General features: G+C 59.6%; 24 protein-coding genes. 15 read left to right on the plus strand and 9 right to left on the minus strand.

Annotated elements, in window-relative coordinates:
- Window position 1: 1 nt before the first annotated feature.
- A complete protein-coding gene (locus D781_RS18700; protein WP_015673900.1) occupies window positions 2-847 on the minus strand; it encodes a transketolase in 846 nt (281 codons plus the stop codon).
- A 310-nt stretch (window positions 848-1,157) separates the two neighbouring features.
- On the opposite strand from D781_RS18700, the gene D781_RS18705 reads away from it, so the two are divergent.
- The 9 genes from D781_RS18705 to D781_RS18745 all read left to right on the plus strand — a co-directional run bounded on the left by D781_RS18705 (window position 1,158) and on the right by D781_RS18745 (window position 9,613).
- On the plus strand, window positions 1,158-2,108 hold the full coding sequence (locus tag D781_RS18705) for a sugar-binding transcriptional regulator (RefSeq protein WP_015673901.1): 951 nt from the start codon (window positions 1,158-1,160) through the stop codon (window positions 2,106-2,108).
- Between the two features lie 346 nt (window positions 2,109-2,454).
- Complete coding sequence (locus D781_RS18710) at window positions 2,455-3,960, plus strand: FGGY-family carbohydrate kinase (protein ID WP_015673902.1); 1,506 nt, start codon at window positions 2,455-2,457, stop codon at window positions 3,958-3,960.
- Window positions 3,961-3,986: 26 nt separating this feature from the next.
- The gene (locus D781_RS18715) at window positions 3,987-4,784 is read left to right on the plus strand and encodes a glucose 1-dehydrogenase (protein WP_015673903.1); all 798 of its coding nucleotides are present in this window, start codon (window positions 3,987-3,989) and stop codon (window positions 4,782-4,784) included.
- A 44-nt stretch (window positions 4,785-4,828) separates the two neighbouring features.
- A complete protein-coding gene (locus tag D781_RS18720) occupies window positions 4,829-6,130 on the plus strand; it encodes an MFS transporter (protein WP_015673904.1) in 1,302 nt (433 codons plus the stop codon).
- Entirely contained in the window at window positions 6,124-6,909 is a 786-nt protein-coding gene (locus D781_RS18725) for an SDR family oxidoreductase (RefSeq protein WP_015673905.1), read from the plus strand. Before D781_RS18720 ends, D781_RS18725 begins: the two co-directional genes overlap by 7 nt.
- Before the next feature lie 269 nt (window positions 6,910-7,178).
- Entirely contained in the window at window positions 7,179-7,472 is a 294-nt protein-coding gene (locus tag D781_RS18730) for a DUF2282 domain-containing protein (protein ID WP_015673906.1), read from the plus strand.
- Window positions 7,473-7,559: 87 nt separating this feature from the next.
- Window positions 7,560-8,429 carry a DUF692 domain-containing protein gene (locus tag D781_RS18735; RefSeq protein WP_233494104.1) on the plus strand — a complete coding sequence of 290 codons (870 nt, stop codon included), beginning with the start codon at window positions 7,560-7,562 and terminating at the stop codon, window positions 8,427-8,429.
- On the plus strand, window positions 8,398-9,141 hold the full coding sequence (locus D781_RS18740; RefSeq protein ID WP_015673908.1) for a DNA-binding domain-containing protein: 744 nt from the start codon (window positions 8,398-8,400) through the stop codon (window positions 9,139-9,141). Before D781_RS18735 ends, D781_RS18740 begins: the two co-directional genes overlap by 32 nt.
- A 1-nt stretch (window position 9,142) precedes the next feature.
- Window positions 9,143-9,613, plus strand: a complete 471-nt coding sequence (locus tag D781_RS18745) for a DoxX family membrane protein (RefSeq protein WP_015673909.1) — start codon at window positions 9,143-9,145, stop codon at window positions 9,611-9,613.
- Between the two features lie 10 nt (window positions 9,614-9,623).
- Here D781_RS18745 and D781_RS18750 read toward each other — a convergent pair whose 3' ends face one another.
- Together D781_RS18750 and D781_RS18755 are read right to left on the minus strand one after the other, a co-directional pair.
- Window positions 9,624-9,818, minus strand: a complete 195-nt coding sequence (locus tag D781_RS18750) for a zf-HC2 domain-containing protein (protein ID WP_015673910.1) — start codon at window positions 9,816-9,818, stop codon at window positions 9,624-9,626.
- The gene (locus D781_RS18755; protein ID WP_015673911.1) at window positions 9,811-10,404 is read right to left on the minus strand and encodes an RNA polymerase factor sigma-70; all 594 of its coding nucleotides are present in this window, start codon (window positions 10,402-10,404) and stop codon (window positions 9,811-9,813) included. Before D781_RS18755 ends, D781_RS18750 begins: the two co-directional genes overlap by 8 nt.
- A 491-nt stretch (window positions 10,405-10,895) precedes the next feature.
- Here D781_RS18755 and proP point away from each other — a divergent pair, with 491 nt between their 5' ends.
- On the plus strand, window positions 10,896-12,374 hold the full coding sequence (gene proP / locus D781_RS18760; protein ID WP_015673912.1) for a glycine betaine/L-proline transporter ProP: 1,479 nt from the start codon (window positions 10,896-10,898) through the stop codon (window positions 12,372-12,374).
- Window positions 12,375-12,704: 330 nt separating this feature from the next.
- Here the strand turns inward: proP and D781_RS18765 are convergent, their stop codons facing one another.
- A complete protein-coding gene (locus tag D781_RS18765) occupies window positions 12,705-13,298 on the minus strand; it encodes a LuxR C-terminal-related transcriptional regulator (RefSeq protein ID WP_015673913.1) in 594 nt (197 codons plus the stop codon).
- 925 nt (window positions 13,299-14,223) lie between these two features.
- Between D781_RS18765 and D781_RS18770 the strand changes: the two genes are divergently transcribed.
- Window positions 14,224-14,973, plus strand: coding sequence for a 3-oxoacyl-ACP reductase family protein (locus tag D781_RS18770; RefSeq protein WP_015673914.1), 750 nt, complete (start codon window positions 14,224-14,226; stop codon window positions 14,971-14,973).
- Window positions 14,974-15,163: 190 nt separating this feature from the next.
- Window positions 15,164-16,330 (plus strand): MFS transporter, encoded by a 1,167-nt coding sequence (locus D781_RS18775; protein WP_015673915.1) that lies wholly within the window; start codon window positions 15,164-15,166, stop codon window positions 16,328-16,330.
- A 54-nt stretch (window positions 16,331-16,384) separates the two neighbouring features.
- On the opposite strand, the gene D781_RS18780 is transcribed toward D781_RS18775, so the two are convergent.
- Entirely contained in the window at window positions 16,385-16,816 is a 432-nt protein-coding gene (locus tag D781_RS18780) for a DUF1090 domain-containing protein (protein ID WP_015673916.1), read from the minus strand.
- 359 nt (window positions 16,817-17,175) lie between these two features.
- Between D781_RS18780 and D781_RS18785 the strand changes: the two genes are divergently transcribed.
- Complete coding sequence (locus D781_RS18785) at window positions 17,176-17,967, plus strand: aminoglycoside nucleotidyltransferase (RefSeq protein WP_015673917.1); 792 nt, start codon at window positions 17,176-17,178, stop codon at window positions 17,965-17,967.
- A 9-nt stretch (window positions 17,968-17,976) separates the two neighbouring features.
- Here the strand turns inward: D781_RS18785 and D781_RS18790 are convergent, their stop codons facing one another.
- On the minus strand, window positions 17,977-19,398 hold the full coding sequence (locus D781_RS18790; protein ID WP_015673918.1) for a PLP-dependent aminotransferase family protein: 1,422 nt from the start codon (window positions 19,396-19,398) through the stop codon (window positions 17,977-17,979).
- A 110-nt stretch (window positions 19,399-19,508) separates the two neighbouring features.
- Here D781_RS18790 and D781_RS18795 point away from each other — a divergent pair, with 110 nt between their 5' ends.
- Both D781_RS18795 and D781_RS18800 read left to right on the plus strand, forming a co-directional pair.
- Window positions 19,509-19,943: a carboxymuconolactone decarboxylase family protein gene (locus D781_RS18795; RefSeq protein WP_015673919.1), complete on the plus strand. Its 435-nt coding sequence runs from the start codon at window positions 19,509-19,511 to the stop codon at window positions 19,941-19,943.
- 55 nt (window positions 19,944-19,998) lie between these two features.
- A complete protein-coding gene (locus D781_RS18800; protein ID WP_015673920.1) occupies window positions 19,999-20,616 on the plus strand; it encodes an NAD(P)H-dependent oxidoreductase in 618 nt (205 codons plus the stop codon).
- Here the strand turns inward: D781_RS18800 and D781_RS18805 are convergent.
- From D781_RS18805 to D781_RS18815, 3 genes are all read right to left on the minus strand, one after another.
- Window positions 20,588-21,535: a zinc-dependent alcohol dehydrogenase family protein gene (locus tag D781_RS18805; RefSeq protein WP_015673921.1), complete on the minus strand. Its 948-nt coding sequence runs from the start codon at window positions 21,533-21,535 to the stop codon at window positions 20,588-20,590. The two genes, D781_RS18800 and D781_RS18805, sit on opposite strands and share 29 nt — an antisense overlap.
- Window positions 21,536-21,654: 119 nt before the next feature.
- Window positions 21,655-21,753, minus strand: a complete 99-nt coding sequence (locus tag D781_RS23805; protein WP_015673922.1) for a YoaK family small membrane protein — start codon at window positions 21,751-21,753, stop codon at window positions 21,655-21,657.
- Window positions 21,754-21,811: 58 nt separating this feature from the next.
- Window positions 21,812-22,078, minus strand: coding sequence for a DUF1883 domain-containing protein (locus D781_RS18815; RefSeq protein ID WP_015673923.1), 267 nt, complete (start codon window positions 22,076-22,078; stop codon window positions 21,812-21,814).
- Between the last annotated feature and the right edge of the window lie 157 nt (window positions 22,079-22,235).

Consider the following 22,235-nt stretch of genomic DNA (forward strand, 5'->3'; position numbering starts at 1 on the left):
GTTATACCCCCTCTTCTGCCCGATCGCTCAGCTCGGCCATGGCCTGCGTAATCTCATCGCCTTTCGGCACCCGGTGATGCCATTCCGGCTTGCCGGCAATAAATGACACGCCGGCGCCCTTGGTGGTGTGCGCAATCAGCACGTGCGGCTTGCCGTTTTGCGGCAAGTTTTCCAGCGCCGCCACCACGGAAGCCATATCGTTGCCCCGGCATTCGGTGACTTCCATCCCGAAAGCGCGCCATTTTTCATCCAGCGGATCGGTGCTCATAATGTCTTTGGTGGCGCCGGCCAGCTGCAGCCCGTTTTTATCGTTAATCACCACCAGGTTATCCAGCTTGTAGTGCGCCGCCGCCATCGCTGCCTCCCAGTTGCTGCCTTCCGCCAGTTCTCCGTCGCCGGTGATCAGGAAAATGCGGCGCTTGCTGTTGTCACGCTTGGCGGCAATGGCCAGCCCCACCGCCACCGGGAAGCCGTGCCCCAGCGCGCCTGTGTTCAATTCAATGCCCGGCGTTTTCTGCTTCACCGGATGGCCCGGCAGATGTGAGTTGGCATGCTGATAGGTCGCCAGCCAAGGTTGCGGGAAGTAGCCCGCCTCCGCCAGCACGCAGTAGTAGCAGCCGACGGCATGTCCCTTCGACTGGATATAGATATCGCGATCCCGATCGTCCAGGCGGTCAGGCGCACAGTTCAGGATGCGGAAATACAGCGCGGTCAGCAGTTCAACCTGTGACAGATCGGCCCCGGTATGTCCGCCGGCGGGGCTGTTGGCGTTCAGGTTGATAATATGGCGTCGTACCGCACGCGCTTTGCTTTCCAGTTCCGACACTGACAGTGAGAACGGGTTCATAATCGCCTCCGAATTATTATTCCTTCACGAATATTTATTCCGCCTGGCTAAAAAAGAGGGGTAGCCTGCCAAACCGTTGCGTCTACAGGCCCCCCATTCACTAACAAAGCGGGATATCTGCCATCGTGAATATATATTCAACGATGATTTTATATTCATGATAGTATGATCATCGCTGCAAGTTTGTCCAGCGCAGTACGACACCATTGGCAAAAATTAGAGTTTCATCACACTTAAAGTCCATACTTTTTCGCGTATGATGACGGGCTAAAACATACTGATTGCACCTAATTGATAGTTGAGGAACAACATGGCTAAGCAGGATGAACAACGGCTCTTGGTTAAGATTGCCACGCTTTACTACCTGGAGGGTCGCAAGCAGTCTGAGATCGCACAATCATTATCCCTTTCCCAATCTTTCGTTTCACGCGCCATCACCCGCTGCCAAAAAGAGGGACTGGTCAAAATCAGCGTTGTTCAGCCCTCTAATATTTTTCTGAATATCGAAAAAGGCATTGAAGAGCGTTACGGCATTAAGCAGGCCATCGTGGTCGACGTTGCGGAAGAGGCTTCCGACGCGGTGCTGAAACGCGCCATCGGCTCGGCCGCCGCTCACTATATGGAAACCCGCCTGCGGCCCAACGATTTGGTGGGCGTCTCCTCCTGGAGCAGCACCATCCGCGCCATGGTGGATGAGGTGCACACCCAGAACCTGAAGGCGAACGGCGTTATCCAACTGCTGGGCGGCGTGGGGCCCAACGGCAACGTGCAGGCCACCATCCTGACGCAGACCCTGGCGCAGCAGCTCAACTGCAAAGCCTGGCTACTGCCGGCGCAGAGCATTGAAGGCTCGATGGATGAAAAAGCACGCCTGATGGCCAGCAGCGATGTCGCCGAAGTGATTGCCCATTTTGATGATGTCGACGTCGCCATCGTCGGTATCGGCATTCTGGAGCCGTCCCAACTGCTGAAAACTTCCGGTAACTACTATCAGGAGGAGATGCTGGCACGGTTGGCCAAGCGCGGCGCCGTCGGCGATATCTGCCTGCACTATTTTGACCGGCACGGCGCCCCGGTGCTGAGCGACGATGAAGATCCGGTGATCGGCATGGCGCTCGACAAAGTGAAAAAATGCCCGAACGTCGTCGCGCTGGCCGGCGGCCGCGACAAAGTCGCCGCCATCAAGGGCGCGCTGAACGGCGGTTATATCGATGTGCTGATCACCGATTACCACACCTCCAGAATGCTGGTCACGGACTGATTGTCCCCAGTCCGCTCGGTTAACGTGTCTACCGCCGCCCCAAAACCTTCGGAGGCGGCACGAAAAAATAGCTTTTTATCAAAAAGATAAACCATCCCCCTGCGTTTTCCCCGTCACACTGCGCCGCGTTAGAAATGTGATAGCAAGCACATTTGCAGACTTTGCCGGTGGCTGAGCCTCAGCAACTTGGTTATCGTGCACTAAATAAATAGTCATACTTGAATATATATTCAAAGTGGCAGAGAAAAGGCGTATGCCTTGCCCTGCCGGCGCAGACCGCGCCAACGCGATCCGCTTTCCGCCATGCCGGTCGTCGCCTGAATTCTGCGTTATTTGGAGAAACTCTATGTCGGCAACAAAGAATGTCATCATCGCGCTTGATGAAGGCACCACCAATGCCAAAGCCGTCGCGCTGGACGAATGCGGCCAGGTCATCGCCAAGTTTTCACAGGCGCTCTCCATTCAGACGCCGCGGGAAGGCTGGGTAGAACAGTCGGGGGAATTGCTGGTAGAAGCCTCGCTGAACGTGCTGGCGCAGGCGGTGGCACACGTCGGCGCGGAGCATGTCTGCGCGCTGGCGATCAGCAATCAGCGTGAAACCGCCATCGGCTGGTATCGCAGCAACGGCAAACCGCTCGGCGCGGCGCTCTCCTGGCAATGCTCGCGCACCGCGGATTTTTGCGACAGCCTGCGGCGCGATCATCAGGCGCAGCCGATTAAAGCGGCGACCGGTCTGCCCATTGCTCCGCTGTTTTCCGGCTCTAAAATGCGCTGGCTGCTGGAGTCGGTGCCAAACGGCTTTGCACTCGCCGAGCAGGGCGAGATTTGCCTGGGCACCATCGACAGCTGGCTGCTCTGGCATCTGACCGCGGGCGAAGCCTTTTACTGCGATTACTCCAACGCCTCGCGCACGCAGCTGCTGAACCTGCACAGCGGCGGCTGGGATGAACAGATGCTGGCCATCTTCCAGATCCCCGCCGCCGCGCTGCCGGCGGTCAAACCCTCAAGTGGCCTGTTCGGCCATACCAAAGGACTGGCGGACATTCCCGACGGTATTCCGATCATGGCAATGATCGGCGATTCGCACGCCGCGTTATTCGGCCACGCACTGGGACAGCCCGGCTGCGTCAAAGCCACCTACGGCACCGGCTCGTCCGTCATGGCGCCGGTGACTTCCGCCCAATGCGACATCCAGTCGCTCGCCACCACCATCGCCTGGCATGACGGGCAGCGGCTGGTCTACGGGCTGGAGGGCAATATTCCCCACACCGGCGACGCCGTCGCCTGGATGGCCGACAGCACCGGCTTAAGTGAGCTGCCCGCCGCAGAGCTGGCCCATGAGCTGAATACGTTGCCGGCTTCGGTGGATTCCACCCTCGGGGTGTATTTCGTACCGGCACTCACCGGCCTAGGCGCGCCGTGGTGGAACGAGCACGCCAGAGGCGTCATTTGCGGGCTAAGCCGCGGCGTTAAACGCGCGCACCTGATTCGCGCAGCGCTGGAATCAGTCGCCTACCAGATTGCCGACGTGGTCGCCGCCATGCGCCAACATAATGACTTCACGCTGACGGCGCTCATGGTGGACGGCGGCCCCAGCAAAAACGACTGGCTGATGCAGTACCAGGCCGATCTGCTGGGATGCCCGGTTATGCGCAGCGATATCCCCGAACTTTCGGCCATCGGCGCCGCCCTGCTGGCGCGCAAAGCCATTACCCATATCACCGATGACGAACTGAAAAACTACCTGCCGGTACACGGCGAGTTTCGTCCCAACATGGCACGCCACGGCCGCCTGCAAAAACGCTGGCGCGAGTGGCAGAGCGCGGTAGAGCGCACCCTCTACGCATCTTGATCCCCCTGAAGCAGAAGGACCACGTTATGAGCTATTCATTCAGCAACCAGACCATCGTAATCACCGGCGCCGCACGCGGTATTGGCGAAGGCATTGCCGAGCGCTTTGCCGCCGCCGGCGCCAATCTGGTGATCTCCGACTATTCGGCAGATATCCTCGCCACGGCCGAGCGGCTAACGCAGCGCTATCGCGGCAATATCGTTCCCTTCGTTGCCGACGTCACCGACGAACAACAGGTTGCCGCGCTCTACCAGCTGGCGTTTGACACCTTCGGATCGGTGGACGTCTCAATCCAGAACGCTGGCATCATTACCATCGACCATTTCGATTCCATGACGCGCAAAGAATTCGACAGCGTGCTTAACGTCAACACCACCGGCGTATGGCTGTGCTGCCGGGAAGCGGCCAAATATATGGTCAAGCAAAATAAAGGCTGCCTGATTAATACCTCATCCGGACAGGGACGGGTCGGTTTTATTTATACGCCGCACTACGCCGCCAGCAAAATGGGGGTGATTGGCATTACGCAAAGTCTGGCGCTGGAACTCGCCGCCCACAATATTACCGTCAATGCGTTTTGCCCCGGCATTATCGAAACGGAGATGTGGGATTATAACGACCGCGTCTGGGGCGAGATCTTGAGCACGCCGGAGAAAAAATACGGCAAAGGCGAATTAATGCAGGAGTGGGTGGAAGGCATTCCGTTAAAACGCGCAGGCAAGCCTAAAGACGTCGCCGGGCTGGTGATGTTTCTGGCCTCGGAAGACGCCTCTTATATTACCGGCCAGACCATCAATGTCGATGGCGGCCTCATCATGTCATAACCCTTAAAAATTCCTATAAATCTTACCTGCCTACGGAGTACTTTATGACACCCGCTCACTCAGAGCCGCGGACGATACTCGGCCTCAGAACGGATCTGGTCTGGGGTTTAATCGGCGTGCTGCTGTTCATCGTCGGCGACGGCGTTGAACAGGCCTGGATCTCCCCCTATCTGATCGAACGCGGTCTGAGCATGCCGCAGAGCGCCACGCTGATCGCCATCTACGGCATTGCCGTGGCGATCGGCGCATGGCTGTCGGGCGTGATGGCCGAAGCGCTGGGGCCGCGTAAAACCATGCTGATCGGCGCGATGTTCTGGCTGGTTGGCCAGGTGCTGTTCCTGCTGGTGGCCCTGCCTACCATGAACTTCGCCATTATCGTGCCGACCTACTGTATCCGCGGCCTCGGCTACCCGCTGTTCTGTTACTCATTCCTGGTCTGGGTGACCTACCGCAACCCGGCCAAAACCTTGGCGACCGCCGTCGGCTGGTTCTACCTGGCGTTTACCGGCGGGCTGTATATCGTCGCCAACTTCTACGCCTCGCTGATGATCCCGGTACTCGGCCACGTCGGCGTACTGTGGAGCGCCATTGTCTGGGCGCTGGCCGGTACGGCGATCGTTCTGATGTGCGTAAAAGGCACGGTGCGGGAACGCACGACGGTCGGCGAACAGCTGGCTATCCTGCTCAGCGGTATCTCGATTATCAAGGAAAACCCCCGCGTCGGCGTCGGCGGCCTGGTCAGGCTGATCAACACCACCTCCCAGTTTGCGTTGCCGGTCTTTTTCCCGATTTACCTCTCGCAGCATGGTTTTACCACCGAACAGTGGTTAAAGGTCTGGGCGCTGACCTTTACGGTCAACATCGCCTTTAATCTGATCTGGGGCGTGGTGGGCGACCGCATTGGCTGGGGCCGCACCGTACAAATTTTCGGCGGCTTCGGCTGCGCCTGCACCATGATTTTCATGGCCTATGCGCCCATCTGGTTCAGCGGCAACTATATGGCCATGCTGCTGATGGGCAGCCTGTACGGCGCGCTGATTGCCGGCTTCTGCCCGCTCACCGCGCTGGTGCCCTCGCTGGAGCCGGAAAGAAAAGGCGCGGCGATGTCGGTGCTGAACCTCGGCGCCGGGCTGTCCAGCTTTGTTGGCCCGCTGCTGGTGGCGCTGCTGTTCACCACCGTCGGCGCCAAAGGGGTGCTGTTTGCCTTCGCTGGGCTGTACATCGTCAGCATTTTCCTGACCAGTTTTGTCGCCCGGGATGAAAAGGCACGCTTTGCCGTTCCGAAAACCTTATCAACGACGCAGTCCGCATACAGCGCCAAACGCGAGGAGAATATTCGATGGTGACCAAAGATTTCGCTCAACAGTTATTCAGCCTGCAGGGACGCACCGCCTTTGTGACCGGAGCCGGCAGCGGCATCGGCCAGACTATCGCCTATGGCCTGGCCAGCGCAGGCGCTAACGTCGCCTGTTTCGACCTGCGTGAAGACGGCGGCCTGGCAGAGACCGTGCAGCATATTCACGCTATCGGCGGTCACGCCGTCGCCTTTACCGGCGACGTACGCGATCCCGATACGCTGCGCAGCGCCATCGCCGGCGTAAAGTCACAGTATGGCCGCCTTGACGTGGCGGTGAACGCCGCCGGGATCGCCAACGCCAACCCGGCACTGGAGATGGACACCGAGCAGTGGCAGCGGGTGATCGATATCAACCTGACCGGCGTCTGGCACGCCTGCAAAGCCGAAGCGGAACTGATGGCCGCCGGCGGCGGCGGTTCCATCATCAATATCGCCTCGATGTCCGGCGTTATCGTCAACCGCGGTCTGGAGCAGGCGCACTACAACTGTGCCAAAGCCGGCGTAATCCACCTCAGCAAAAGCCTGGCCATGGAGTGGACGACGAAAAATATCCGCGTTAACAGCATCAGCCCCGGCTATACCGCCACGCCGATGAACACCCGGCCGGAAATGGTGCATCAGACGCAGGCGTTTGAAAGCCAGACGCCAATGCAGCGCATGGCGCGCGTGGAAGAGATGGCCGGCCCGGCCATTTTCCTGGCCAGCGACGCCGCCTCATTCTGCACCGGTATCGATCTGCTGGTCGACGGCGGCTTTGTCTGCTGGTAATCCACCGCAGGCAAAGACCACCCGGTTGTCCCGCTAACCTCAACCGCAGCCTCTGGCTGCGGTTTTTTTATGTCATGGCGCACTCCTCTTTACGCCCCGCATGATTGCTACACCCGCGGCAAACAGAACGCAACCATCTGTTATTCAGTCACTTTAAATAAAAAATAATTTTTTCTGTAAGAAATCCGCGCCCGCTGCGACTAACTCCTCAGAAGCCATTTTGCTTCTGCCAACACAACGATCCGTTTTACAACCGTGAGGAAGAAATAATGAACAAGCCAACTACAACCGCACTGCTGGCGCTGGCGTTAGGCAGCGTGCTGGCCACCGCAAGCACCGCAGCCGTGGCGGCCGAAGGCAGCAATATGGAGAAATGTTACGGCGTCTCGCTGAAGGGCAAAAATGACTGTAAAGCGGGCGCCGGCACCACCTGCGCCGGTACGGCCAAAACCGACTACCAGGGCAATGCCTGGAAGCTGGTACCCACCGGCAGCTGCGTAAAAATGAAATCGCCGACATCGTCGACCGGTTTTGGCCAGTTGGAAGCGTTTAAAGAGATGTAAGCAGGCTCTCGCCGCCCATCAACAGGAGCAATAACGATGACAATTTATACCCCGCCTGCCGTCAGGTGTGATGCGCCTGGTCATAACATGATGGGCGGTCTTCCGCCGCGGGCCGGCGTCGGCCTGAAGCCGGAGCACTTCAGCCAGATCCTGCGCGAGCGTCCCGACGTCGGTTTTTTTGAAATCCACGCGGAGAATTATCTGGTAGCCGGCGGCCCCTTTCATCAGGCCCTCGGCGCCATCCGTCAGGCCTACCCGCTATCCATTCACGGCGTGGGGATGTCGATCGGCGCTGAAGCGCCGCTCGACCGCCACCACCTGCAATGCGTCGCCGCGCTGGTAGAACGCTATCAACCGCAGATGTTCTCCGAACATCTGGCCTGGTCGACGCATGACGGCTTTTTTCTCAACGATTTGCTGCCGCTGCCCTATACCGAGGCCACGCTGACGCGGGTCTGCGCGCATATCGATCAGGTGCAGAATGCGCTGCGGCGGCCGATTTTACTGGAAAATCCGGCCACCTACGTTGAATTTGCCGCCTCCACCCTGAGTGAAACCGCCTTTATCAGCGAGATGGTAAAACGCAGCGGCTGCGGCCTGCTGCTGGACATCAACAACCTTTACGTCAGCGGCGTCAACCACCACCGCGACCCGCTGGCCATGCTGCACGAGCTGCCGCTGCACCAGGTGGGCGAGATTCACCTGGCGGGCCATACGGAACACCAGGACGCCGCCGGCGACCGCTTGCTGATTGACTCCCACGACGGCCGCGTCGCCGCGCCGGTCTGGCAGCTGTATCGTGCCGCGCTGGCGGCGGTCGGCAATGTGGCGACCCTGATCGAATGGGACAGCAATCTGCCGCCGCTGGCGGTGTTGCTGGACGAGGCGCGTCAGGCGGAGGCGCTCATGACACCGGAGGTGAAGGATGCAACGCGCACTGTATCAGGCGCTGCTTGACGGCGACGGCGCCGCGCCGGCGGGGTTAACCACCTGGAACGGCAGCGATCCGTCCTACCGCTTTGCCGTTTACCGCAACAACGTGATGGCCTCGCTGATTAACGCGCTGGCGGAAAACTGCCCGGTGCTGGTGCAGCAGGTCGGCGACGACTTCTTCCGCGCCATGGCGGCCGAGTTTATCCGCCAGCATCCGCCGACGTCGCCGGTGCTGGCCGGTTACGGCGCGCGGCTGCCCGCCTGGCTGGCCGACTTTCCGCCGCTGGCGGAGTGGCCGTGGCTGGCGGACCTGACGCAGCTTGAGCTCTTGTGCATCGAAGCGTTGCACGCGGCGGATGGGGAGCCGGCGCGCGGCGCAGAGCCAACGCTGTCTGCCGACAGCACGCTGCGGCTGCATCCTTCGCTGCGCCTGTTCAGCTCGCCGTTTGCCGTGTTCAGCCTATGGGCGGCGCATCAGCAGGATCCCGCGCCGACGGAGTGGGATCCCTGGCGCCCCGAACAGGTTTTACTGTTTCGCCATCAGGATGACGTGCGTCTGATCGCCATCGACGCGGCGGAACGGCACTTTATTCGCGCGCTGCAGGCAGAACGGCCCCTGACGCACGCGCTGGCGGCGGCGATAACGCAAGATGCACAGTTTGACGCCCGTCCGGCCTTACGGCGCTTACATCATTACGGCCTGATCCTCTGCGTATCCGGCCGGCAGGAGACATAACATGGAATTACTGCATACGCTGGCGGCAAGGAGCCAGAAAATCGTCCAGGAAAGCCTGCTCGGCCTGCTGGCGCGTCTTGCGCTGGCCGCCACGTTCTGGCTGTCGGGGCAGAGTAAGGTTGAAGGGCTGACGATTGACATCCTGGGCGGCGAGCCGCTGCGGCTGGGGATACCGCACCTGACCAGCGGTGCGCTGGCGCTGTTCGCCACCGAGTACCAGCTGCCGCTGCTGCCGCCGGCCATCGCGGCCACCCTGGCCGCCGTGGCGGAACATCTTTTCCCGCTACTGCTGCTGCTCGGTCTGGCGACGCGCTTTTCCGCGCTGGCGCTGTGGGTGATGACGCTGGTGATTCAGGTTTTCGTCTACCCGGACGCCTGGCCGGTGCATATTATGTGGATGAGCGCGCAGATCTATCTGATGAGCTACGGCGGCGGCAGGCTGTCGCTCGACCGCCTGCTGCGCCGGCGCTGAAGCGCATGGCCTAGCGCTTGGTCGACCGATCTTTACCCTGGGCGAAAGCCGACGTGATACTGCGCAGATCGACCAGCTGCCGCTGAAAATTGCGGCAGCCGGAGCAAAACAGCAGATGGAAACGCAGCGCCGCCCGCTGGGTCAACGGCAGCGGCGCATCCTGCGCCTGGGACATCAGGCGGGTCGCACGGTGGCAGTTAAGCATGTTCGCCTCCTTCACGGCTAAACCAACGCTGTGATAAACACTCCCGCAGGCGCATACGCGCCCGCCACAGCACTACGTTAAGATTAGTCACTGACAGCGCCATTTCACGACATATTTCCTGCGTTTCCAGACCGATAAATTCACGCATCATAAAAGCCCGGGCGTTTTTAGCCGGCACCTGCGTCAGGCACAGTTCGAAGATTTGCCAAAACTGCGCCTGCTCGCAGGATTCGTCCGGCTGATGCCAGCGCTGCGGCCGTTCATCCGCCGGCCAGTGCCCCTGCGCATCAAACAGCGCCTCAAAGTCTTGCCGATCTTCCTCATCGGCGGATTGAACCTCCGCCTGGCGATAGCGCATACGCAGCGTATCGGCGATCTTATTGCGCAAAATCGCAAACACCCAGCTTTTCCACGCCGCCCTGCCGGCAAACGAACCCGCGTTTTTCATTGCACCTTCAAAGGCTTCCTGCACCACGTCCTCCGCCTGATGAAAATCATTAAGCTGCAGACGAGCGAACTGCAGCATCTGCTGCTGTAATTCGGCAACAAACTGAGGATCGGTTAACGGGCTATGCGAATTGGGCATAAGGCTCTGCAACGGCTGACGGATAGATTGACGATTATAATAAAACTCCCGGACAAAATCGCTAAATAAATCAGGAATATTATATCACTTTTATGCCGTGCGAATATCTGCCTGCACGTCATATTATAAAGAAACAACCGCGACGCGATAAAAATAATATAAAAAAAACCATTTTTGCCACATCCGCCGAGGCAATAAAAAATACAATAAAAAGCCTGAGAACAAACAGGGACATTGGCGGAGGATAAATCAAACATTACCACAACAAACGGTGATAATATGAAACCTCGTGACACATTTTGTAGTAACAACAGAAACTATCACCTGGATAAAGTGAATATTTCCGCGAAACTTGCAATTATCGCTGCGGGTATATTAGAGTAGCGCCCCCGAATAATCCCCAACCTAACGTTATTACGTTAGTTTTATGTTCTTATTTTACATCAGGACAACAAATACGATAAATATCACGCAACTTTTTTGAGGAAAATATGACCTCCCAACATTCCCCAACCACACCACCGAATGAGCACCTCCCTCTCAACAATAAGTCGCCGGAATTGACCGTTGACGACATTACTATTGTTGATAGTGATATGCTCAAACGAGCCGTCGGCGCCGCCGCGCTGGGCAATGCCATGGAATGGTTTGATTTTGGCGTTTACAGTTACCTGGCGCTGGTCATCGGTAAAGTGTTTTTCCCTAACGCCAGCACGGCAGCGCAGCTGATCGCCTCCTTCGGCACCTTCGCCGCCGCCTTCCTGATCCGCCCGATTGGCGGTATTGTGTTCGGCCGGATGGGCGACCGCATCGGCCGGCAGAAAGTGCTGGCCATCACCATGATCATGATGGCCATCGGCACCTGCTGCATTGGCCTGATCCCCAGCTACGCCTCCATCGGCATTTTGGCGCCGGTGCTGCTGTTGCTGGCCCGCCTGCTGCAGGGCTTCTCCACCGGCGGTGAATACTCCGGCGCTGCCACCTTTATCGCCGAATATTCGACGGATAAACGCCGCGGCTTTATGGGCAGTTTTTTAGAGTTCGGCACCATCGGCGGCTACCTGCTCGGCGCCAGCCTGGTCACCATCCTCACCTCCGCACTGTCCGCGCAGGCGATGATGGACTGGGGCTGGCGCATTCCGTTCTTTATTGCCGCACCGATGGGGTTAATCGGCTTTTACTTCCGCCTGAAGCTGGAAGAGACGCCGGCCTTCCAGCAGCATATGGCGCAGCAGGAAGCGCTGGAGCACAGCAAGCCGCGCCTCAGCCTGCTGCAGATGCTGAAGAAGTACCGCGTCTCTATCTTGAAGTGCGTGGGACTGGTGCTGCTGTTTAACGTGTCCAACTATATGCTGACCTCCTATATGCCAAGCTACCTCAGCGGCATTCTGGGGCTGGGGCAGCTCAGCAGCCTACTGCTGGTGATGGTGATCATGTTCGTGATGATGCCGCTGACGCTGTTCTGGGGTTATACCACCGACCGCATCGGCCGCCGTCCGGTGATCGCGCTGGGCGCCGCCGGGCTGATCCTGCTCGCCATCCCCGCCTTTATGCTGCTGGCCTCCGGCAATCTGCTGGCGGTGTTTGGCGGCCTGGTGATTCTGGGCGTGCTGCACTCCTGCTTTAGCGGCACCATGCCGGCCACGCTGCCCGCGCTATTCGTCACCGACGTGCGCTACAGCGCGCTGGCCATCGGCTTTAACCTGTCGGTCTCGCTGTTTGGCGGCACCACGCCGTTAATCACCGCCTGGCTGGTAGATACCACCGGCAATATCATGATGCCGGCCTACTATATGATGGGCGCAGGGGTAATCGGCATCATCACCGTGCTCACGCTGCGCGAAACGGCCAAGAAGCCGCTGCGCGGCTCCCCACCGACGGTGGCCAGCACCAAAGAAGCCCACCATCTGGTGAAAAAGCTGCGGCTGCGCCGCAAGGCGCTTCGTCAGGCTGAAACCAACGCTTCCTAACGCTGTAAAGGCTAAACACCGGGCCGTCGATCTATCGGCGGCCTTTTTATTGGCACCCGGTAGATAGCCATGAAGAAATGTGTGATTACTGTGCATCGGAGGTTTATGGCAGGCCCGAGTACCCGGGTCTAGCGTAACGAGGGGCGTTATGGGACGCATCCCTGCATCCCCCTACGGGCCAACCTGACGATTGTTCAAATTTGCTCCCGGCAAATTTGTCAGGCGGCTTATGCCGCTACAGCCCCATCGCCGCGCTCTCCCTAATAACAAACTTTGTCAGCAGTCTGAAGCCTGCATGGCTATCATCATTATTTTGCATCGTCGGGTATGCTACCACTGCAGTTCCATCAGTCGGCACTTAATCACCAGCTCCTGGGTATTATTGACGTTCAGCCGCCGCATTACGTTGCGCTTATATACGCTGACGGCCCGGTGATGAATGTTGCACTCTTGCGCCACGCGCCAGGGCGGCAGCCCTTCGAGCAGCAGTTTAATCGTTTTTCTCGCCCCGGCGGAAAATGCCTGTGTATCGTGAAAGCGATAGTTACACAGCGTTTTACTATCCGCCTTACGGCGGATCACAAACCTTAAGTGCTCTTTGATCTCCGCGACGGGCAGCGAAGCATGGATAAAAAACATTTCTCCAATGCTGGGAATACCGGACAATAGGCGATAATGTCGCTCATTGCCAATCACGATATTCTCCTCATTTATCTTCATCTGTTTGATATAGGATAAAACATCCTGAAATCCGGTCAGCACCCAGATAGCGGGCAGCTGCCGTTCTGTCGCATCCTCATTCGCCAGCAGGTCCTCCAGCAGCAGGCTCAGGCTGTAAATATAATAGTTGTCATTACCGTTCAGAGGAGTGGTATGGCGGCCCTTATAAATTCCGCCGGTTTCTTCCGTTAAAAACCTATCCATTGAGCATTACCATTAACTCTGGCGATGTCGGTACAACATCGCACGCCAGTAAAACAACACGCTGGCTTTTTACATTAATTTCTGTCAAAGGGAGAACTCGCGACTTTATTCTTATCGCGTAATAACACCCCGACAACATTATTCCCAGGGAGATTGGTGTAACCGCAACGGCATAAATCACAGCGTCAAAAAAAATAATAACCAACGTACGCACACCATGAGCCAGGGCTGCGGAGAGAAAACAGAGGCTAAAACACAAATATCATTATTGATTCCCTTTAGATTAACCACACCATTCTAAAGTTAAACAGCAGTGTGGTTTTATTCCATTCAACGCCTGCAGGAAATAATACTGTGCGAAAAAATAACGATCAACTTTAACGATCAATAAATAAAAACCAATCGTCAAAACCGATGAAAAAACAAATCAATGCATTGCCATACGATCGTTAAATCCTATCAGTAATAAGAACTTTCCATAGGAAAAATCGATAAGAAATACCGAAAATTATATTAATCAAATAAAAATCACAGAAAAATCATACCGTTCATAAAAAATACAAGCATCTCATAAAAACAGAAAATACATAGCACTTTTTGCTAAAAAATAAATCCAAAGGAGTACTTAAAAGGCAAAAAAAACGCCAGATTTAACACTCAGATCCGCTATTAAACAGGATTTATCTGACAAGCATTTCTATCGCAGGTTCTGAATAATTCCCCTCGCGATAGATAAATACATTACGATCCTCAAACGATAGGCTGATAACAGGCAGACACCTACGGCCGAGCGGCGTAAGGAAAGCTGATAGGCGCCTCCCCACGCAGCTGCCCCGCCGCATAGCTCTTTCTGAACATTCCCCACCCGGCACATCTCCGATACTGGCCCACAGTGTGTAGGTTCACCCCTTTAAGGAGAAACAGCATGACGACAACATTTCCTCTGCAAAACAAGGTTGCCTTTATTCAGGGCGGTTCGCGCGGCATCGGCGCCGCTATCGCACAGCGCCTGGCGCGCGAAGGCGCGGCGGTGGCGCTGACCTACGTCTCCTCTGCCGATAAGGCTAACGCCGTGGTGGACGCCATCAGCGCCGCCGGTGGCAAGGCGCTGGCCATCAAGGCGGACAGCGCCGACGCCGAAGCGCTGCGCCGGGCGGTACAACAGGCGGCGCAGCACTTCGGTAAGCTGGATATTCTGGTGAACAACGCCGGGGTGTTTGCGATGGGCGGCATCGAAGATCTGCCGCAGGACGATCTGGACCGCATGCTGGCGGTTAACGTGCGCAGCGTCTTTATCGCCAGCCAGGAAGCGGCGCGCCATATGAACGACGGCGGCCGCATTATCCATATCGGCAGCACCAACGCTGAACGCGTGCCGTTTGGCGGTGGCGCGGCGTACGCCATGAGTAAATCCGCGCTGGTCGGCCTGACCAAGGGCATGGCGCGCGATCTCGGCCCGCGCGGCATTACCGTCAATAACGTGCAGCCCGGCCCGGTAGATACCGATATGAATCCGGACGACGGCGAATTCGCCGCACAGCTGAAACAGCTGATGGCCCTCGACCGCTACGGCAAAGATGACGAGATCGCCGGCTTTGTCGCCTATCTGGCCGGCCCGGAAGCCGGCTTTATTACCGGCGCCAGCCTGACTATCGACGGCGGCTTCGCGGCGTAACGCTTATCCACGGCGGCCCGCCCGGGCCGCCGGTTCCTTTTGCAAAAACACGCCCACCTTCCCCTTATTGTGCGCAAATCAGCAAAAATCTTTTCCCCCGCCGCCGGCTTATCTTTGCTGTGACCGATGTCATACTTTCGTCACTTTCACTATCTTTCCGCGCTTTGGCAGCGGCTAACGGAGTTGCTACATGAAAATTAATTATCCCTTGCTGGCGCTGGCGGTGGGCGCGTTCGGCATCGGCACCACCGAATTCTCCCCGATGGGGCTGCTGCCGGTGATCGCCGAAGGAGTGGACGTCTCGATACCCAAAGCAGGGATGCTGATCAGCGCCTACGCCGTCGGGGTGATGATCGGCGCACCGCTGATGACCCTGCTGCTGTCCCACCGGGCGCGCAGAAACGCGCTGGTGTTCCTGATGGCGATTTTTACCCTGGGTAACGTGTTATCGAGCATCGCGCCAGATTACACCACGCTGATGCTGTCGCGCATTATCACCAGCATGAACCACGGCGCGTTCTTCGGCCTCGGTTCGGTGGTCGCCGCCAGCGTGGTCGCCAAAGAAAAACAGGCCAGCGCCGTCGCCACCATGTTTATGGGGCTGACCATCGCCAATATCGGCGGCGTGCCGGCCGCTACCTGGCTCGGCGCCACCATCGGCTGGCGCATGTCGTTCCTGGCTACCGCGGGGCTGGGGGTAATCGCCATGCTGGGGCTGTGGTTCTCACTGCCGAAAGGGGAAGCGGGTGAACGCCCGGACGTGAAGCGTGAGCTGTCGGTGCTGCTGCGCCCGCAGGTGCTGACCGCGCTGCTGACCACCGTGCTGGGCGCCGGGGCGATGTTTACCCTCTACACCTATATTGCGCCGGTGCTGCACACGCTGACCGCCGCCACGCCGACCTTCGTCACCCTGATGCTGATGCTGACCGGCGTGGGCTTCTCGATCGGCAACTACCTCGGCGGCAAGTTCGCCGACCGTTCGGAAAGTAATACGCTGAAGGGCTTTCTGCTGCTGTTGCTGACCGTGATGCTGCTGATGCCGCTGCTGGCGCGCAGTGAGATCGGCGCGGCGCTGGGCATGGTGGTCTGGGGTATCGCCACCTTCGGCGTGGTGCCGCCGCTGCAGATGCGCGTGATGCGCGTCGCCAGCGAAGCGCCCGGCCTCTCTTCGTCGGTCAATATCGGCGCGTTTAACCTCGGCAACGCCCTGGGCGCGGCCGCCGGCGGCGCGGTGGTGTCCGCCGGGTTGGGCTACGCCTTTGTGCCGGTGATGGGGGCGATCATTGCCGCGCTGGCGCTGCTGGTGGTGCTGCTCAACCGCCGCGCACGGGCCGGAGTGGCCTATTCCAACGGCTAAAGGGCGATAAAAAAGCAGAAGGGGCCACCCTTCTGCCTTATTGCTACGGTCAGATTACCAGCGCCGCGCTTCCGCCAGCTCCTGCTTAGCGTCATTAAGCTTATGGGCCTTGTTGCGCACCTTTTCCATGTCGCCGCCGGCGATCGCCCGGTCCAGCTCCAGCTCGCGCCGTTTTACCTTGTCTTCCTTACCGCGGATGTTATCCAGACGGCCGCTGGCCCCGCTGTAGCCGTCAAGGCGGCTGGCTCCGCTATAGCCATCCAGGCGATAGCTGGCGCCGCTGTAACCGTCAGTACAGGCGGCCTCGACCCGCGCCAGCGCCCGCTCCAGCCCCGCCAGCCGGTTATAGTTGCCGTAGCGTTTAGCGTACGCCATCTGGGTGCGAATTTTGCTTTTCTTAATTTCACAGCCCTGGCGCCCCGCCGTAGCATTGGAGGAAAAAATCACGGCGACGCAAAGTAATAACAAAGAGGAGAGTTTTTTCATATTATTTACCCTTAAATATCCGGCGGAATGCTATCCGTTGAATAATCCTTTTCTAATAACTCGTTTAATTTACACTCAAAAAAATGCCATACAATTTCATATGGTAAAGCAGACATTTTAACCCCGCAATCCTCGCCCCCCACCGGAGCACAAATTTTCAAACGCCACAGACGCTTATTTATAAATATCCATTAGGTAATAACTCATCCCTTTCATTAAATAGCATTAGTTTTTATAAAAATAATGCTATAAATATTCTGCTAATCTATCCCACAATTTCTGATGCCATAGCAAAGCAGCCGTGACGTACACAGCAAAAATCGCGCTACACTCGAGCTCGGACACGCTAGGAGTCGCCTATGACAATGCCTCTGACAGACTCAGCCCGACAACAAATCACCGCCGTCGTCGACCTCCTCACCCTCCGGCTCGGCCGCAACCTGCTGGCGATCCATCTGTACGGCTCCGCCCTGGAGGGCGGTCTGCGCCCCTACAGCGATCTCGATCTGCTGGTGACGCTGCGCGCGCCGCTGGATAACACGCAGCGAGCAAGCCTGATGCCGGCACTGCTGGCGCTGTCCGCGCCCCCCGGCGCTGCGGACGGCCGACGGGCGCTGGAAGTCACCATGCTGGTGTATGCACAGCTGGTGCCGTGGCGCTACCCGCCGGTCAGAGAGCTGCAGTTCGGCGAATGGCAGCGCGAGGATATTGAGGCGGGGATCTATGAGCCGGCGCAGCTGGACGCGGATATCGCCATTCTGCTAACCAAGGCGCGTCACGCCAGCGTGGCGCTGGTTGGCGACCAGGCGGCGCGACTGTATCCCCCCGTACCTCCGCGCGACCTGCGGCAAACCTTTCAGGATACGCTGGCGCTGTGGCGGGAAACCGCGGACCTGCAGGGCGATGAGCGCAATATCATCCTGACGCTGGCGCGCATCTGGTACAGCGTCGTTAGCGGCGACATCACCGGTAAGGAAGAAGCGGCGGCCTGGCTGCTACCGCAGCTACCCGCCGAACATGCCGCCACGCTGCAGGTGGCGCGGCAGGAGTATCTGGGACTGGCGACGCAGGACTGGGCGGCGGTCATGCCGGCGGTCGAAGATTTTGTCCGCTACGCCAAGGCGCAGATTAGCGCGCGGCTCGACGAATAACTGACGTCTTCAGCATCCCTGCGCGGCCATCACCGCCTTAAGACGCCGTACCGCCGCCGTCGCCTCCTCCGCCGTGGCGAAGTTGGCAAAGCCCATCAGCAGCCCGCCTGCCGCCGGCGCGGCGCGCCAGTCGCTCAGCGCCTGCAGCGACAGCCCGTCGGCCCCGGCGGCAGCGACTAACGCCTTATCATCCTGCCCGGCCGGCAGATGCGCCAAGACGTGGATGCCGCCGGCCTGCTGCTGGATATGCAGGCGTTCGCCCAGCATCTGCTGCAGAGCATCGACCAGATAGCCACGCCGGGCGGCGTACAGCGCGCGCATCTTACGCAGGTGGCGGCCAAAATGCCCCTGCGCCATAAAATCGGCCACCATCGCCTGCGGCAGCATCGAGCCGGGGCCGGGCAGATGGTTGACGCTGTCGCGAAAGCGGCTGACCAGCCCGGCCGGCGCCACCAGATACGCCAGCCGCAGGCCGGGGAATAGCACCTTGCTGAAGGTGCCGGTATAGAGCACGCGCCCGTCGCGGTCCAGGCTTTTCAGCGCCGGCAGCGGCCGGCCGTGGTAGCGGAATTCGCTGTCGTAATCGTCCTCAATAATCCACGCCTGGCGGCGGCTCGCCCATTCCAGCAGTTCCAGCCGTCGCGGCAGCGACAGCGCCACGCCCGTCGGGCTTTGGTGGGTCGGCGTCACTACCGCGAAGCGCGCGTCATCGGCGCATTGGCGACCGGCGGCCACGTTCAGCCCCTCCTCATCCACCGGCACCGCCGCCAGCCGCAGGCCGGCGCGCTCCAGATACTGCCTGGCAAACAGGTAACCCGGGTCCTCGAACCAGCCTGTGTCGTCCGCCCGCAGCAGGGTATGGCGCACCAGCTCCAGCGCGCCATGATAGCCGGCAGTGACAAACACCTGCTCATGCGAACAGGCAATGCCGCGCGAAATGCCCAAATAGGCGGCGATGGCGTGCCGCAGCGGCGCATAGCCCGCCGGATCGGGGTAATACATCGCCTGCAGCTCCAGCGTGCGCAGACAGCGCCCCGCCAGACGCGCCCACACCTTGCGCGGAAAGGCGTCCAGCGCCGGCAGCCCCATCTGGAACGACAGCGCATCGCCGCTGACGGCGTGCGGATGAGGCGAGGCGGCAGCCGGCGGCGCCGAGGCCGCCAGCGGTTCGGCCAGCTTGCCCAGACGCGGCGACACCACGGTGCCGGCCGCGCCGCGTGCAACAAAGTAGCCTTCGTTCACCAGCATCTGATAGGCGGTCTCTACCGTGCCGCGCGCCAGATTCAGTTCGCTGGCGAGGCTGCGCACCGACGGCACGCGGTCCCCCGGGCGCAGCTTGCCGACGGCAATCGCCTCGCGGTAGCGCCGGTACAGCTGCAGGTAGAGTGGCGCGTCGTGCTGCTGGTCAGGGCGCAGCTGCTGTATATCCATCGCGGATGTCCCATTAATTTATTCAGTTCTTGCACCTATGTTATAGGCCATTAGCCGCTTACAGTAGCGGCTACGCAATAAAGCGATAACTTTTTATCAGGAGATCCGCCATGAGCGCACCAAAACGCCTGCCGTACAACACCCTTTCTCCCGACGCCTATCAGGGGTTGATCGCCACCAAAAACGCGCTGGAAAAAGGCCCGCTGGGCAAAGCGCTGATCGAGCTGGTCTGGCTGCGCATGTCGCAGATCAACGGCTGCGCCTTTTGTCTGGAGATGCACGCCAAAGCGCTGCGCGCCGGCGGCATGGCGGAGGCCAAACTGGACGGGCTGGCGGGCTGGCGCGTCAGCGAACGCTTCAGCGACCGTGAACGCGCCGCGCTGGCCTGGACGGAGTCGCTGACGCATGTGGACACCACCCATGCGCCCGACGAAGACTTCGAACCGCTGCGCGCGCACTTCAGCGAGGTGGAAATTTCCGATCTGACCTTCGCCATCGCCCTGATGAGCGCCTTTAACCGCCTGGCGATCGGCATGCGTCAGTAACGGCAGCGACTATGCTGATTAACGGGCGCTGCCGCCCGCGATGGGAGAGGATACGATGAATATATTGCACATTGACTGCAGCCCGCGGCGCGATTCGCACAGCCGCCGGCTTTCCGCCGCCCTGCTGGCGCGGCTGCGGGCCGCCAACCCTGACGCTAGCGTCACGCGTCGCGATCTGGGCCTGGCGCCGATAGCCCATGCCGGCGACGACTACGCGAGCGCGTTGGCCGCACCCGGTTCGCCGGCGGCGGACGGCGCGCTGCAGCTATCGGAAACCCTGATTCAGGAGCTGGAGCAGGCGGACGCGCTGGTGTTGGGCACGCCGATGAACAATTTCACCGTGCCGTCGGTGCTGAAGGCGTGGCTCGATCAGGTGCTGCGCATGGGGCGCACCATCGCCAGCGCCCCCGGCGGTGAGAAGATCGGCCTGCTGCAAGACAAGCCGGTGTATATCGCCATCGCCGCCGGCGGGGTGTTCAGTGGCGAACGCGCCAGACAGCCGGATTTTCTCACCCCCTATCTCACCGCCGCCTTCGGCTGCATCGGCCTGCATTCGCTGCAGTTTTTCCCGCTGCAGGCGACGGCGTTTCTCGACCGCGAACAGCTGGCGGCCGCGCAGGAGCAGCTGCTCGCCAGCCTGAATCTTACGGCTGCAGATCCATCACGGGCTTAACCTGCCGCCCCGGCTGGCGGTACAGCGCCAGCGCCGCCCGCCACTCCTCCAGCGGATAAATGCGCGCCCCGCCGCAGCGGCTTTGCGCCAGCAGCGGCCATATCCGCCCGAACAGGGCCTGCCACTGCGCCGTGCCGATGTCGGCCAGGCAGTTGCGGATATGGAACCAGCGCACCGCTGGATAGCGCCGCTGCAGCGTAAACGGCTGCCCGGAAAGCAGTCCGTAACAGACAAACAGCCCGTCCGGCCGCATCGCCTCCAGCAGCTGCTGCGCCAGCGCGCCGCCGGTGGCGTCAAACACGATATCCGCCGCGGCGGCCAGCTGGTCAATGCGCGTCCGCTCGCTCTGCATCGCCGGGGTAATGCCGCAGGCCGCCAGCGTGTCGGCATGCGCCGGGGAGCGACAGATGCCCGCCACCTCCGCCGCGCCGCGCTGCAGCGCCCACTGGCCGAGCAGCCTGCCGCAGTCGGAACCGGCGGCGGTCAGCAGCACCCGCCGCCCCGCCGGGTTATACAAATCCAGCATCAGCAGCGCCGCCAGCGGATTGATATAGGCGCGGGATGCCTGCAGGTCCGTAATCGCGTCCGGCACCGGCACCGCCAGCGCCGCCGGGCAGCTGACCACGCGCTGCCAGGTGCCTTCGCCCCGCAGCGGCAGCACCCGCCTGCCGAGCAGATGCTCCGCCCCCGGCGTCGTCTCCGTCACCACGCCGACGCCCTCATAGCCGGCGACGGCCGGCGGCACGACGCGATGGCGGTAAGCGCCGCTCAGCGGAATCAAATCGGAGGCGTTCACCGGCGCGAGCCGCATGGCGACCCGCACGTTTCCCGCCGTCAGCGCGGCCGGCGGCGCGTTTTCCAGCCGGAGCACCGCTTCCGGCGTGCCAAATTCCCGGTACCACAGCGCGCTATTTACCATTGTTCACCCTCGGTTAGCGGCCCTGCCGCACGTTGCGCCGCATCCTTCCATAGATTAAGCCGCCGGGCAATCATGTTCCATGCGGGTAATATGACTCACGCCTACAGGGTTAATCCGCCTCAGCGCTGCGGCAATGCATACCCTCCGAGAATAAACCAGGCCAGTAACACAACGGCGGCGATAATAATCGCCACGGGGAACAGGTAACCAATTTTCATTATCTGACGCTCAGAACAACGGGAAAGGGAAGCGCCCTCGCGGTGCGAAGGCGCACGACTAATTAACCGGATAAATATTAATGCTGTGGGTGAGGGCGGAATTAAACTGGCCCGCATCAATCACGACATGCCATACGCCGTCGGCAGGCGCGGTGAAGCGCGCCGGCAGTTCGTCGCAATGGCCGCCGTGGTGACGGCCCGGCTGCCCGTGGGTATAGCCCGCAAACGCCGCATCATCCATCAGCAGGATGGTGCACGGACGGTCGCAATGCACTTCCACCACGTCGCCCATTTTCAGGTGTAACTGCGCATGCAAAAAATCCATATATTTTCCTCAGTTAGGAATAACGGACCCTCTTGGCGATGTATTTACCCTGTCCATAGGCATCAAGAGCGAGCTTCACGCTTTACTTCACCCCTGCTTAGGTTGATGATAGCAGCATAATATGCAAATAACATTATAATGAAATTAACACATTAAT

The organism is Serratia sp. FGI94 (genome assembly GCF_000330865.1).
Classification (GTDB): Bacteria; Pseudomonadota; Gammaproteobacteria; order Enterobacterales; family Enterobacteriaceae; genus Serratia_B; species Serratia_B rubidaea.